At 66.6% G+C, this 13,983-nt stretch carries 13 protein-coding genes and 1 tRNA gene; 11 read left to right on the top strand and 3 right to left on the bottom strand.

The annotated features are described in order from the left end of the window. The first annotated feature begins 50 nt into the window (after nt 1–50). The 6 genes from hpf (at nt 51) to AC1DEL_RS26140 (ending at nt 4,482) form a co-directional block, all read left to right on the top strand. Nucleotides 51–404 carry a ribosome hibernation-promoting factor, HPF/YfiA family gene (gene hpf, locus AC1DEL_RS26165; protein ID WP_092291692.1) on the top strand — a complete coding sequence of 118 codons (354 nt, stop codon included), beginning with the start codon at nt 51–53 and terminating at the stop codon, nt 402–404. A 478-nt stretch (nt 405–882) separates the two neighbouring features. Next, complete coding sequence (locus AC1DEL_RS26160; protein WP_092291690.1) at nt 883–1,338, top strand: PTS sugar transporter subunit IIA; 456 nt, start codon at nt 883–885, stop codon at nt 1,336–1,338. A 56-nt stretch (nt 1,339–1,394) separates the two neighbouring features. Further along, on the top strand, nt 1,395–2,366 hold the full coding sequence (gene hprK, locus AC1DEL_RS26155; RefSeq protein WP_008650955.1) for an HPr(Ser) kinase/phosphatase: 972 nt from the start codon (nt 1,395–1,397) through the stop codon (nt 2,364–2,366). Between the two features lie 108 nt (nt 2,367–2,474). Next, the gene (locus AC1DEL_RS26150; protein WP_092291688.1) at nt 2,475–2,807 is read left to right on the top strand and encodes a PsiF family protein; all 333 of its coding nucleotides are present in this window, start codon (nt 2,475–2,477) and stop codon (nt 2,805–2,807) included. Nucleotides 2,808–2,871: 64 nt separating this feature from the next. Continuing rightward, on the top strand, nt 2,872–3,774 hold the full coding sequence (rapZ, locus tag AC1DEL_RS26145; protein ID WP_441593632.1) for an RNase adapter RapZ: 903 nt from the start codon (nt 2,872–2,874) through the stop codon (nt 3,772–3,774). A gap of 45 nt (nt 3,775–3,819) precedes the next feature. Further along, complete coding sequence (locus AC1DEL_RS26140; RefSeq protein WP_441593633.1) at nt 3,820–4,482, top strand: LON peptidase substrate-binding domain-containing protein; 663 nt, start codon at nt 3,820–3,822, stop codon at nt 4,480–4,482. Between the two features lie 27 nt (nt 4,483–4,509). Here the strand turns inward: AC1DEL_RS26140 and mutY are convergent, their stop codons facing one another. The 3 genes from mutY to mutM form a co-directional block, all read right to left on the bottom strand. Beyond that, entirely contained in the window at nt 4,510–5,679 is a 1,170-nt protein-coding gene (gene mutY, locus AC1DEL_RS26135) for an A/G-specific adenine glycosylase (RefSeq protein ID WP_477106924.1), read from the bottom strand. A 71-nt stretch (nt 5,680–5,750) separates the two neighbouring features. After that, entirely contained in the window at nt 5,751–7,694 is a 1,944-nt protein-coding gene (locus AC1DEL_RS26130) for a dynamin family protein (RefSeq protein ID WP_441644599.1), read from the bottom strand. A 318-nt stretch (nt 7,695–8,012) separates the two neighbouring features. After that, nucleotides 8,013–8,948, bottom strand: coding sequence for a bifunctional DNA-formamidopyrimidine glycosylase/DNA-(apurinic or apyrimidinic site) lyase (gene mutM, locus AC1DEL_RS26125; RefSeq protein WP_477125886.1), 936 nt, complete (start codon nt 8,946–8,948; stop codon nt 8,013–8,015). A 215-nt stretch (nt 8,949–9,163) separates the two neighbouring features. Here mutM and AC1DEL_RS26120 point away from each other — a divergent pair, with 215 nt between their 5' ends. From AC1DEL_RS26120 to AC1DEL_RS26100, 5 genes are all read left to right on the top strand, one after another. Next, on the top strand, nt 9,164–11,077 hold the full coding sequence (locus AC1DEL_RS26120) for a tetratricopeptide repeat protein (RefSeq protein WP_092291676.1): 1,914 nt from the start codon (nt 9,164–9,166) through the stop codon (nt 11,075–11,077). Nucleotides 11,078–11,214: 137 nt separating this feature from the next. Beyond that, on the top strand, nt 11,215–11,835 hold the full coding sequence (locus tag AC1DEL_RS26115) for an outer membrane lipoprotein LolB (protein ID WP_304441450.1): 621 nt from the start codon (nt 11,215–11,217) through the stop codon (nt 11,833–11,835). A gap of 8 nt (nt 11,836–11,843) precedes the next feature. After that, on the top strand, nt 11,844–12,722 hold the full coding sequence (gene ispE / locus AC1DEL_RS26110) for a 4-(cytidine 5'-diphospho)-2-C-methyl-D-erythritol kinase (protein WP_477125891.1): 879 nt from the start codon (nt 11,844–11,846) through the stop codon (nt 12,720–12,722). 60 nt (nt 12,723–12,782) lie between these two features. Then, a tRNA-Gln gene (locus AC1DEL_RS26105) sits at nt 12,783–12,859 on the top strand. Nucleotides 12,860–12,957: 98 nt separating this feature from the next. Beyond that, nucleotides 12,958–13,911 carry a ribose-phosphate pyrophosphokinase gene (locus tag AC1DEL_RS26100; protein ID WP_092291674.1) on the top strand — a complete coding sequence of 318 codons (954 nt, stop codon included), beginning with the start codon at nt 12,958–12,960 and terminating at the stop codon, nt 13,909–13,911. The last annotated feature ends 72 nt before the right edge of the window (nt 13,912–13,983 follow it).

Genomic DNA, 13,983 nt, shown 5'->3' with positions numbered 1-13,983 from the left:
CCGAGCCGCAACCGCCTGCCTGGTGCGGCTCTTTCAGAAGGAGAAGCGCTATGAACTTCAAGATCAGTGGACACCACCTCGACATCACGCCCCCGCTGCGTGAGTATGTGGAAACGAAACTGGAGCGAATTGTCAGGCATTTCGATCAGGTCATCGGCGTGAGCGTGCTGCTATCGGTGGACAATCACAAGGAGAAGGACCGGCGCCAGTACGCGGAAATCAATCTGCATCTGAAGGGGAAGGACATCTTCGTCGAAGCGCATCATGAAGATCTGTATGCGGCGATCGACTGTCTGGTCGACAAGCTCGACCGCCAGGTCATCCGCTACAAGGACCGCGTACAGGGCCACGATCGCGAGGCGGTGAAGTACCAGATGGCCGCCCAGCAACTGACGCAGCAGTAGACACCTGCAGGCAACCGAAAACAGAGCGGTTGCCGACCCTGCAGAGGACTGAAAAGAAGAGCTCAAGCCGCGCAATCAGCGCGGCTTTTTTGATGGGCGCGCGCCATGGCGGTGACGGTGCGGGCACCTGGAATGTTTCGTTACCTTATTGCCACGCCGGAGGGCGACCCGGGGCCCCCGTGAGCGGTCAAAATGGGAACAAGTGTTCGCAAGCCGCCCGCCTCGGTGTATGCTCCGCCATACAAATAACGACAGGACGGCCCCGGGACACCCCGGGTGGGCAAGCCGGCCGGCACGTCGTGGCACCGCCGCGACCCCGGCGCTGCATCGCAAAATCGCGGTGGAGCCCTGCTCTATAATGGCCGGACGCTCCAATGCGGGCGTCCCAGACAAGATCTCGGTACCCAAGTTTCGCCCCGAATCCGGCGGGACGGCCTTCGCGCCCCGGCCCGCTAACCTGACTTCTCGCGCATCGCCCATGAATCGTTTGGCCAAATTGCTGCCACCCGGCAACATCCATCTCGACGTCACCGTCACCAGCAAGAAGCGGGTGTTCGAGCAAGCCGGGCTCCTGTTCGAGAACAACCATGGCGTGGCGCGTGCTACCGTGACCGATAACCTGTTCGCGCGCGAATCGCTGGGTTCCACGGGTCTGGGTGCCGGCGTGGCCATTCCGCATGGCCGCATCAAGGGTCTCAAGCAGCCGCTGGCCGGCTTCATGCGCCTGGCCGAGCCCATTCCGTTCGAATCGCCGGACGGCAAGCCGGTGTCGCTGTTGATCTTCCTGCTCGTGCCGGAACAGGCCACGCAACAACATCTGGAAATCCTGTCGGAAATCGCCCAACTGCTCTCGGACCGCGAGATGCGCGAGGGCCTCGCCACACTGCCCACGTCGGAAGCGGTGCATGATCTGCTGACGCAGTGGCACCCCTGACTCCCGCCCCAACGGCCGCCTGAAACGGCCTGTCCGCCCCCGAAAGTCATACGCGCATGGAACTCACCGGCGTCACCTCGCAGTCGATCTTCGACGACAACGCAGCCGACATCAAGCTCTCGTGGGTCGCTGGCCTGGAAGGGGCCGACCGGGCCTTCGACGTGGAATTCGCCCGCGAAGCCACCTCGGCGGCGGACCTCGTCGGCCACTTGAACCTGATCCACCCGAACCGGATCCAGGTGCTCGGCAAGCCGGAAATCCTCTACTACCAGCGCCTCGACGACGAGCCGCGCAAGCGCCAGATGGGCGAGCTGATCCTGCTCGAGCCGCCGTTCCTCGTCGTGGCGGATGGCATGGAGCCGCCGCCAGACCTGGAGCTGCGCTGCACGCGCTCGTCCACGCCGCTGTTCACCACGCCGGTGTCGTCGGCGGCTGTGATCGACCATCTGCGGCTCTACCTGTCGCGCATCTCCGCCCCGCGCGTGACGATGCACGGCGTGTTCCTCGACATCCTCGGCATGGGCGTGCTGATCATGGGCGAGTCCGGCCTGGGCAAGAGCGAACTGGGCCTGGAACTGATCTCGCGCGGCCACGGTCTCGTGGCCGACGATGCGGTGGATTTCGTGCGACTCGGACCCGACTTCATCGAGGGCCGCTGCCCGCCGCTGCTGCAGAACCTGCTGGAAGTGCGCGGCCTGGGCCTGCTCGACATCAAGACGATCTTCGGCGAGACGGCCGTGCGCCGGAAGATGAAGCTCAAGCTCGTGGTGCAGCTCGTGCGCCGCAACGACGGCGAGTTCGAGCGCCTGCCGCTTGACTCGCAATACCTCGATGTCCTGGGCCTGCCAATCCACATGGTGAAGATCCAGGTGGCAGCCGGCCGCAACCTGGCCGTGCTGGTCGAGGCTGCGGTGCGCAATACGATACTGCGCCTGCGCGGCATCGACACCTTGCGCGACTTCATGGACCGTCAGCGCGCCGCCATGCAGGCGGACGTGGTCTCGCGCGGCCAGGGCCGCCTGCTCTGATGCGGTGGCGCGTCAACGCGCCACGGCTCTCCATCGTTTGTGCTGTAATGGGCATCGAGCCAATGGATCGGACCCATTCGTAGTGTTTCCACAGCCAAGGAGAGAAGCATGAAGAAGCTGATCGCGATGTGTTTGCTGGTGACCCCGCTGCTGGCCACGGGCGCGTTTGCCCAGAGTGCCTCGGCCCCCGCCGCCTCTGGCGCCAAGGCGCCCAACGCCCAACAGGACAAGATGAAGGCCTGCAACGCCCAGGCCACCGGCAAGAAGGGCGACGAGCGCAACAAGTTCATGAGCGACTGCCTCTCCAACAAGCCCGCCGCCGCCGCCGAACCCAAGACCCAGCAGGACAAGATGACCGCCTGCAGCAAGCAGGGCAAGGGCAAGAAGGGCGACGACTACAAGAAGTTCATGAGCGATTGCCTGTCCAAGCCGGCGGCCTGATCGTCACTTTTTGTGCGCCGGGTGTCATGACGCAGCCATCACCCGGTGCTATCCTTGCAGGGCTATGCGGATCCTCCTCATCACCGGAATCTCCGGCTCCGGCAAGTCTGTCGCCCTCAATGTCCTGGAAGATGCAGGCTACTACTGCGTCGACAACCTCCCGGCACAATTCCTGCCCGAGCTGACCAGCTACCTGGCCGAGCAGGGCTATACCCACCTGGGCGTGGCCACCGACATTCGCAGCCGCGAGTCGCTGGCGCGGCTGCCGGACACCGTGCGCCAACTGGCCGCCGCCGGCCATCAGGTGCAGGTGCTGTTCCTGACCGCCAACACCGACGCGCTGGTGCAGCGCTACTCCGAAACACGCCGCCGCCACCCGTTGTCCGGGCGCGTGGCCGAGGTACCCGCCCTGCCGGGCAGCGCCAATGCCGATGCGGCACCGCACGATACCTCGCTGATCGAAGCCATCGAGATGGAGCGCGAGCTGCTGAGCCCGCTGGCCGAATCGGCGCACCGTATCGACACCAGCAACGTCCGCACCAACACGCTGCGCAGCTGGATCAAAGAGTTGATCCGGGGCGAGGACAGCCAGCAGCTCACGCTGCTGTTCGAATCGTTCGGCTTCAAGCATGGCGTGCCGAGTGACGCGGACATGGTCTTCGACGTGCGCTCGCTACCCAACCCCTACTACGACCTCGCGCTGCGCCCCCTCACGGGCCGCGACGTGCCGGTGATCGACTTCCTGCAAAGCCAGCCGATGGTGCTGGCGATGGCCGAGGACATCCGCGCCTACGTGGAGAAGTGGCTACCGAGTTTCATTGCCGATAACCGCAGCTACCTGACCGTGGCGATCGGCTGCACGGGCGGCCAGCACCGCTCGGTGTTTATCGCGGAAAGACTTGCCAACTACTTCCGGGCACATGGTAATGTGCTGGTCAGGCACCGCGAGCTTGCCCCGGCAGGCTGACGCGCCAACGTCCCTCCCTGGTAGTGGAACCGGAACCGGCATCGCATGTCGTCACATCCACCAGACACTGGTCATTCGACGCATCCCGCGCCTGATCTGGACGCGCTGCCCCTGTTTCCGCTCCACACGGTACTGTTTCCCGATGGCCGCCTGCCGCTGCGCGTATTCGAGGCGCGCTATGTGGACATGGTGCGCAACTGCATGCGCGACCACACGCCGTTCGGCGTCTGCCTGATCGCGAGTGGCAACGAGGTGGCGCAGCAGGACCAGCCCACCGTGCCCGAAGACGTGGGCTGCCTGGCCGATATCGTCGACTGCAATATGGAGCAACTGGGCGTGCTGCTGATCGAGGCGCGCGGCCGGCAACGCTTCCAGGTCCTTTCCCACAGCACGCGTGATGACGGCCTGATCGTGGCCCGGGTGGAGTTGCTGCCGCCCGACGAGATCGACTGCAAGCTCGAATTGCTCGGCGAATGCCTGTCGGCGCTGCGGCGCATCGTCAGCGCCATCCATGCCGAGCAGGCCGACAAGTCGCGCCTGCCCTTCAACGAGCCATATCACTGGGACGACCCGAGCTGGGTCGCCAACCGGCTCTGCGAATTGCTGCCCGTGCCGCTCAAGGCCAAGCAAATGCTGATGGCGCTACCCGATGCCGGCATGCGCATCGAGATCGTCCACCGCTACATGCGTCAGCATCACATCGTCTGACGCCCCTCGCCGTTTCCTGAATTTTCCCTAGAACAAGCCGCCGCGCGCCTGATCTTCGAGCAGCCGCCGCACCGGTGCGGGCGTGCCGAGCGCATCGAGATCGTCGAGCGACAGCCAGCGCCGGCTGACGCCATCGTCCGCGCCGCCGCGCAGCGCCAGCGCGCCCAGGTCCACCCGCACCGCGCGGATCAACAGGCGGAAGTGCGTGAACACGTGCGTCAGCTCCCCGGCCAGCGTCGCAGAGGTCGGCTCGCCGAATTGCCGGGCGACCTCGCGCGCGGCGTCCTCGGCTGCGTCTGCATCGAAGGGCACCGTGTCGACGGGCATCTCGGGCAGGCTCCACAGGCCGCCCCAGATACCGCTGTCGGGTCGTAGATTGACGAGAACGTCGCGGCCGTGGCGGATGATCAGCATGACGGTGCTGCGCTCGGGAATCGCGGCACGCGGCTTGGGCGTCGGCAGCGTGCCGGTCAGGTTCTCGCGGCGCGCCACACATTCGTCGGACAGCGGGCAGGCCGCCGCATCGACCAGACAGGCCGGCTTGCCGCGCGAGCAGATCGTCGCGCCCAGGTCCATCAACCCTTGCGTGTAGGCCACCATGTCTTCGGCCTGATGCGGGCCGGCGGGCGGCAAGGCGCGCTCGGCCAGCGCCCACATCCGCATCTCGATGGCCCGCTCGCCCGGATAGCCGTGGATGCCGAACACGCGCGCGAACACGCGCTTCACGTTGCCGTCGAGGATGGGCGAGCGCACGCCGGCGCTGAACGCGGCGATGGCAGCCGCCGTCGAGCGGCCGATGCCGGGCAGCGTGACCAGCACGGCCGGATCGGTCGGGAACTCGCCGCCGTGGTCGTCCATGACCGTCTTCGCGCAGCGGTGCAGGTTGCGCGCGCGCGAGTAGTAGCCCAGGCCAGCCCAGAGCGCCATGACGGCGTCGGCCGGCGCGGCGGCCAGCGCGGCCACGGTGGGCAGCGCGGTCACGAAGCGCTGGAAGTACTCGATCACCGCCGCCACCTGGGTCTGCTGGAGCATGATCTCGGACAGCCAGATCCGGTACGGGTCGCGCGTGTTCTGCCACGGCAGGTCGTGCCGGCCATGCGTGCGCTGCCACGTCACCACGCGGGCGCCGAAGTCGTCGGGCACGGCAATGTCGGGGCTGGCTGGGAGGGTGGGGGCGGCGGCTGACTTGCGGGGCATTGCGGGGCGGTGGGGAAAAGAAAAGCGCCGCTCTAAGGCGGCGCCACATGATACCGCGATGCGGTGCCCGGTCAGGCCGCGCGCGCGCCGTGCTCGACTGCCGGTTCGACGAGAACCTTGGCAAAGCCCTCGATCTTGGTGCTGCGCTCGTCCAGGCCGTTGAGCACCTGTTCGAGTTCGGCGATGCGGCTTTCCAGCGTGTCGGTGGCCTCGTGGATGCGTTCGATCGAATCCACCCGGCGGCGCAGTTGCTTCTGATGCTCGCGCACCTGCGCCTCGAGCGGCGTCATCACGGACTTCAGCCAGATCTCGATATCGCGGTTCAGGTCTCGGAAATTCTCCAGAACCCGGCTCGCCATCGTCGCGAACGCGTTCTGCACCAACTGCGGCCGCGAACGGGTCAGCATGTTCACCGTGCCGAAATGGTTGTTCACCAGTTGCAGCGTTTCCTGCAGCTCCACCGCGTAGCGCGAGGTGACGAACTGCATCGGCGCCGGCAGCGTGAAACCGTGCTCGGCGTTGAAGCGGCGATACATGCTGTCCACCAGTTGATGCAGGCCGGCGATCTTCTGGTCGGCATCGTGGATCAGGCCGGTCAACTGGCCGAACAGCGCCTCCATGTCCTCGCGCAGGCCGCGCGAGAAGAATCGCTCCTTCATCTGCTCGCGGGCGTCACGCATGGTGCGGCGCACGTCGCGCAACTGCAGGCTCTTGATGATGTCCGCGCTGTGGCGGCCGAAGACCAGGCGCAGCGCCTGGAACTTCGAGATGCTCTGCTCGAATTCCTCTTTCTCGCCCTGCACGCGCAGCAGCATGTGCTTGACCATCGCGTGGTTCTTGCCGCGCAGGCCGCGCAGCTCGAACAACTGCTCGACGATGTCCCGGCGGCGGCTTTGCAGTAGTTGCTGGGCGCCGCGCGACATGTCCTGCACCAGGCGCTGGACCTGATCGGACACGATCTCGCGCCGCTGCGGAATCAGCTGGTCGGACAGCACGTGCTCGAACTGCGGCAGGTTGCTGCGTACCAGCATCGGCTGGTCATGGGTGACCTTGGCGACCAGGCCCTTCTGCGCCGACACCGGGTAGACGCGGCGCTCCTCGATGCCGAGGATCTGGGCCGTCGAGCGAACCTGCCGCGAAATCTCCGAGGCAATCTCCGGCGACGACTTGAGCGGGTCCCACAGCCCGTCGATCTTGTTCAGCACGGCCAGGCAGCCCCGGCGATGGCCGGCGCCCACGTGGCTGCGCCACAGTTCGAGGTCGCTCTTGGTCACGCCGGCGTCGGCGGCCAGCACGAAGACCACCACGTGCGCATCGGGGATCAGCCGCAGCGTCAGTTCCGGCTCGGTACCGATCGCGTTCAGGCCCGGCGTGTCGAGGATGACCAAGCCCTGGCGCAGCAGCGGGTGCGGGAAGTTGATCACCGCATGGCGCCAGCGCGAGATCTCGACCATGCCATCGGCATCGACCGACCACGCGGCGTCCGGGTCGTTCTCGTTATAGAGGCCGAGCGATTCGGCCACGGCCGGCGTCACGCGCGTGGTTTCCACCACGTGCTGGAACGCGGCCAGCATGCCCTCGGGCGACGACGGATCCAGCGGCACCGTGGTCCAATGCGAATTGGACGAGCCGGGCTCCATGAAATCGGCCGTGGAGGCGTCGTGCAGGCGCGTCTCGATCGGCAGCAGGCGAATGCTCGGCTGCTCGTTCTCGTCGTAGCGCAGCTCGGTCGGACACATCGTGGTCCGGCCCGCCGACGACGGCAGGATGCGCCGGCCGTAGTCGGCAAAGAAAATCGCGTTGATCAGTTCGCTCTTGCCGCGCGAGAACTCGGCGATGAACGCCACCTTGAGGCGGTCGCTCTTGAGAACGTTCTGAATGCGCTGGACGCGGTCATCCGCGGTAGCGTCATAGAGGTCGTACTGTTGCAGCCACGACTGGAATTCGGCGAGAGACTGAAGGACCCCGGTTCTCCAGGCGCCATATTGTTCGAATTGATGGGCGAGGCTCGTCATGGAGTTGTGCGCGTTCGCTGTTTCGGCTCGGATTTATTGGTTCGAACTCGTACGACCCGCCTCGCGCAAGGCTACCCGTTGACCCTCGGACCCCGCCACGAGACGCGCACCGGATCAATGCCACATTAGTGGGAGATTCGGCGCTTTTTGTAACTTTTTATGTCTGCGCACACGATACATGGTTTGTGTCGGATTTTGTGGAATTCACGTCCCTTGCGCGCGCCGCCGTCACAGAGTGTTGCGCGGAGCCATCGGCAATGCCGGACGACAATGTATGGACATTGGATCGTCACGCGCACCAAGCCGCCGAGACCCCCGTCAATGCTGGCAATGCGGGCAATAGAAGGTGGAACGCTGGCCCTGCACGATCTGGCGGATCGGGGTGCCGCAAACGCGACACGGCTCGCCGGGCCGGTCATAAACGAAGCAATCCAGCTGGAAGTAGCCGCTGCTGCCATCGCTGCCGACGAAGTCGCGGAGCGTGCTGCCGCCCCGGGCGATGGCCTCGGCCAGCGTCTCGCGCACGGCCACGGCCAGCTTGTCGCAGCGCGCGAGGCTGAGCCGGCCCGCCGCCGTGGTCGGCCGGATGCCGGCCCGGAACAGGCTTTCCGAACAATAGATATTGCCCACGCCCACCACGATCTCGCCGGCCAGCAGCGCGGTCTTGATCGCCATGGACCGGCCCCGCGTATGGCGATGGAGCCAGGCGCCGTCGAAGCGCGGATCGAACGGCTCGAGGCCGAGCTTGCGCAGCAGCGGATGCTCGCCGAGGTCCGCCTCTGGCAAGGGGCTCCAGATAATCGCCCCGAAACGGCGCGGGTCGCGGAAGCGCAGGGTCACCGGACGGGAATCGGGGGAATTCGGGGCTTCAGGGACATTGGGGGCATCAGGGGGGGCGTCGGGCGCGGCCAGGACGAGGTCGAGGTGATCGTGGGTGCCCGGGGATGGTGCATCGGGATAGACCCGCAGCGTGCCGGTCATGCCGAGGTGAATCAGCAGCCAGCCGGTGTCGGTGTCACCTTCCAGGCCCTCCGCGCCACATCCGGTGCCGGCCGCCGGCAGGCATTCGATCAGCAGGTACTTGCCGCGCCGCTCGACGCGCCCGATCACGCGCCCGGCCAGCCGCGCCTCCAGTTCCGGCTCCACCGGCCAGCGCAGGCCGCGGTGACGCACCGTCACGTCGACAATACGCCGCCCCACCACGTGCGGCAGCAGTCCGCGCCGCGTGACTTCCACTTCCGGCAATTCCGGCATCGCCCCAGGACCTCCTTCTCGACTTCCGTCGGCCTTCCCATCAGAACCTCTTGCCCGGTTTGGCGCTCCAACCTCGCAGGAACCAGCGGCGCGCGCGGCGCGCTGTGCGGGTTCCCAAACGCATTGGCCCCTCGCGGCAAGCAGGGCATTGTAGCGGCAGGCTACAATGCCTCTCATCCATTCCTACGCCCCCGCGCGCCCGGAGCATCGATTTCATGCCGGACTTCCGTTCGTCCCTTCAGGCCATGCGCCCGGACCTCATTCCGATGACAGCATTTCCCGCCGCGCCCGCCGGCCCCGCCAGCGGCTTGCGCCGCCATGCGCGTGCGCTGGCCGTCTCCGCCTGCCTAGCATTCGGCGCGTTCGCCACGGTGGCGCACGCCGCGCCACCCCGGGTGGCGCAGGGCGACGAAGAAGCCATCGACGTGCCGCCGCCGGCCTCCGTGACCAAGCCCCGGGCGCCGCGCACGCCGCTGCCGAATGTGTCGCTGACGCCGGACATCCTCTATCGGGTGCTGGCCGCCGAGATCTCGCTCCAGCGTGGCCTGGTCGGCACCGCCTACCGCACCTACCTGGACCTCGCGCGCCAGACGCGTGACCCGCGCCTGGCCCAGCGCGCCACGGAAATCGCGTTCAACGCGCGGATTTCGCAGCAGGCGCTGGACGCCGCCCGGCTCTGGACCGAACTGGCGCCCACCTCGCCCGCCGCGCGGCAAGTGCTTTCCACCCTGCTGGTGCTGAACGGCCGCTGGGACGAGGCCGAGCCGCTGCTGGTGCAGCAGCTGGCCAGCTCGCCGCCGGGCCATCGCCCGGAAGCCATCCTGCAGATGCAGCAGCAGATCTCGCGCACCAGCGATCCGGCCGGCGCCGTGGCCGTGCTCCAGCGCGTGACCGCCAACGACACCAAGTTCGCCGAGACGCATCTGGCCATTGCCCGCGCCAAGGAAGCGGCCGGCGACAACGCCGGCGCGCTGGCCGAGCTGGACGAGGCGCTGCGCATCAAGCCTGACCTCGAGCCCGCCGCGCTGATGGCCGCCGAACTCCAGGCCGAGAGCGCGCCGGACAAGTCCATCGCCCTGCTCAAGCGCTTCCTGGCCAAGGCACCGGCCTCGGTCAACGGCCACATCACGCTGGCCCGCCTGTACCTGCAGAAGAACGACATGGAAGCCGCGCGCGCCGAGTTCGAGGCGCTGCGCAAGGTCGCCCCGAACGACCCGCGCGTGCCGCTGGCGCTGGGCCTGACCAGCCTCCAGGCGCGCAGCTACGACGACGCCGAGCGCTACCTGCAGGAATACCTGCGCATGGCCGAGAAATCCCCGGCCGCCAATCCGGACGTAGCCTTCCAGTACCTGGCGCAGATCGCCGAGGAAAAGAAGGATTACGCGCAGGCCATCCAGTGGCTCGACCGGATCGAAGACAGCCGCCTCGCACCGGCAGCCCAGGCCAAGCGCGCGCAGCTGCTGGCGCGCATGGGCAAGCTCGACGACGCCCAGGCCGTGTTCAGCGACATGCTGGCCGATGCCGAGGACATCGCCGACCCCGGCCAGCGCGGCCAGCGCATGGCGGCGATCCGCCAGGCAGAAGTGGCCACGCTGATCGACGCCAAGGCCTACGACCGCGCGCGCAAGTCACTGGAGGAACGCGTGCGCGTGGAGCCGGACAATGCCGACTGGGTCTACGAACTGGCGATGCTCGACGAGCGCGAGAAGCGCTACGACAGCATGGAACGCGGCCTGCGCAAGGTCATCGCCATGCAGCCGGAGCAGAAGCAGGGCTACAACGCGCTCGGCTACTCACTGGCCGACCGCAACGAGCGGCTGGCCGAAGCCCGCAAGCTGCTCGAACGCGCGTCCGAGCTTGGCCCGGACGATCCCTACATCATGGACAGCCTGGGCTGGGTGAAGTATCGCCAGGGCGAACTGCAACCGGCCGCCGAACTGCTGCGCAACGCCTACTCGAAGGCGCCCGAGGCTGAAATCGGCGCGCATCTGGGCGAGGTGCTCTGGCAACTGGGCCAGCATGACGAAGCACGCCGCACCTGGACCGAGGCCGCCAAGGCGGAGCCCGAGAACCAGACCCTGATCGACACGCTGCGCCGTTACAACCAGAACGTGCTGCTGTCCAAGTAAGCTGCCAACCGGCCCGGGCCGCCCGCCATCCGATGCAATACCGTGCGATGGAGGGCGCCGGGGCGCTGTTGTGCGATGGTCGCCCTGGCGGCCATCGCCACCTCGTCATACATCCCGATTTTTCCGACCGACGACTCATGACCATGCTCCGATCCCGTCGCCTGGCCCTGTTCTGCCTTGCCGCCCCGCTCTGGCTGGCCGGCTGCGCCAGCGTGGCGCCCTCGCGCGGCTTCGACGCCGGCGAGACCGCCCGCAGCGAGCACTACTCGGGCCGCTTCGCTGCCAACTACACCCGCTATGGCCGCAACGAAGGCGTGCAGGGCAGCTTCCGCTGGGAGGAACAGGGGCGTAACGTGCGACTGGACCTCGTTTCGCCGCTGGGCCAGACGCTGGCCGTGGTGACGTCCACGCCCTCGGGCGCCACGCTCGACCTGCCCAATGAGCCGCCGCGCAACGCGCCCGAGGTGGACGCGCTGATGGAACAGGCGCTGGGCTTCTCGCTGCCCGTCTCGGGCATGCGCGACTGGCTGCACGGCCGCCCCGCGCCGGGCGCGCCGGCCAACGCCACGCGCGACGTGCGCGGCCGCCTCGACACCCTCACGCAGGCCGGCTGGACCGTGCGCTATGTGGATTGGCAGGAGCCGCCGGAAGGTGCCACCGTGGCCACCGCCCGGCCGCGTCGCATCGACATGGCGCGCGACGGCGGCCCGTCGCCGATGACCGTGCGGCTCGTGATCGACCCGGAGGCCCGCCAATGACCGCCGCCATGACCACCGATACCTCCCTGCCGCCCCCGGACCTGCGCGACTGCCCGGCGCCGGCCAAGCTCAACCTGTTCCTGCACGTGACCGGGCGCCGCCCGGACGGCTACCACACGCTCCAGACCGTATTCCAGCTAGTCGACTGGTCGGACACCCTGCACTTTCACCGCCGCGACGATGGGGTGATCGCCCGCACCACCAACATCCCCGGTGTGCCGGCGGACACCGACCTCGTGGTGCGCGCGGCGCGTGCCCTGCAGCAGGCCAGCGGCACCCGCTTCGGCGCGGACATCGCCATCGAGAAGCGGCTGCCGATGGGCGGCGGCATCGGCGGCGGATCGTCCGATGCGGCCACCACGCTACTGGCGCTGAATCACCTCTGGGGCGTGCGGCTGCCGCGCGACGAACTGATGCGGATCGGCCTCTCGCTGGGCGCCGATGTGCCGGTGTTCGTCTTCGGCCAGAACGCCTTCGCGGAAGGGGTGGGCGAGGAACTGACGCCCGTGGATTTGCCGTCCAGTTGGTTCGTCGTCATCCACCCGCGCCAGCACGTGCCCACCGCTGCAATATTTTCGGACGAACGCTTGACAAGGGATACGCCCATCTCCATAATTACCGACTTCGCTGCTTGCACAAACAAATTCGCTTTCGGTCGCAACGACCTGCAAGCGATAGCAACAGCGAAATTCGGCGAAGTTGCCCGAGCCCTTGAATGGCTGAGACAATACAGTCCCCATGCAAGGATGACCGGTTCCGGAGCCTGCGTGTTTGCCCGTTTCGACGATCAGCAAACTGCGCAGCAGGTTGTGGAACAGGTGCCATCGGAATGGGATGGCAGGTGTGTGAGTAGTTTGTCGCATCACCCGCTCGCAACATTCGCATAGCAAGTTTTCGTCTGGCGAGGTGCTTCAGTTTGGCGCCGCGACAGTCGATAAAGGTTGTGTAGGGGAGTCGCCAAGTTGGTCAAGGCACCGGATTTTGATTCCGGCATGCGAGGGTTCGAATCCTTCCTCCCCTGCCATTACTTCCTATAGTGTTCTGACGAACACTCGCAGAATCGGCTGCCGGCAATGGCCGGCGGTCACAAAATCTCCCCCAGCAGCAAGACAGGTGCCCCGAATGAGCAGCGAAGGCTTGATGGTATTTACCGGCAACGCCAACCCCAAACTCGCGGAGGCTGTCGTACAGCACCTCGGCATTCCCCTGGGCAAGGCACTGGTAGGCCGTTTCTCCGACGGCGAAGTCCAGGTCGAAATCCAGGAAAACGTTCGCGGCAAGCACGTCATCGTGCTGCAGTCCACCTGCGCGCCGACCAACGACAACCTGATGGAACTGATGGTGATGGTCGATGCCCTCAAGCGCGCCTCGGCCCGCAGCATCACCGCCGCCATGCCCTACTTCGGCTATGCCCGCCAGGATCGCCGCCCGCGTTCGGCGCGCGTGGCCATCTCGGCCAAGATCGTGGCCAACATGCTCGAAGTGGCCGGTGTAGAGCGCGTCCTGACGATGGACCTGCACGCCGACCAGATCCAGGGCTTCTTCGATATTCCCGTCGACAACATCTATGCGTCGCCCGTGCTGCTCGGCGACCTGCGCGAGAAGAACTACGGCGACCTGCTCGTCGTCTCGCCCGATGTTGGCGGCGTGGTCCGCGCCCGTGCGCTGGCCAAGCAACTGAACTGCGACCTCGCGATCATCGACAAGCGTCGTCCCAAGGCCAATGTGGCCGAGGTGATGAACATCATCGGTGAAGTGGCAGGCCGCAACTGCGTGATCATGGATGACATGATCGACACCGGCGGCACGCTGTGCAAGGCCGCCCAGGTGCTCAAGGAGCGCGGCGCGCTGAAGGTTTTCGCCTACTGTACCCATCCGGTGCTGTCGGGCGGTGCCGCAGCCCGCATCGCGGCGTCCGAGCTGGACGAAGTGGTGGTGTGCGACACCATCCCGCTGTCCGACGAGGCCCGCCAGTCCGGCAAGATCCGCCAGGTCTCCACCGCCCCGCTGCTGGCTGAGACCTTCACCCGGATCGTGAAGGGCGACTCGATCATGTCGCTGTTTGCCGACCACTGATGCGCGCTGGGTAGCCGCTGCATAGCGATACCTGCTAGAATTTTGGGCTTTACCGCATTGGCTGCCAGGTTT

The organism is Cupriavidus sp. 10L43_2, from assembly GCF_056395265.1.
This window is presented reverse-complemented; position numbering and strand designations above follow the sequence as displayed.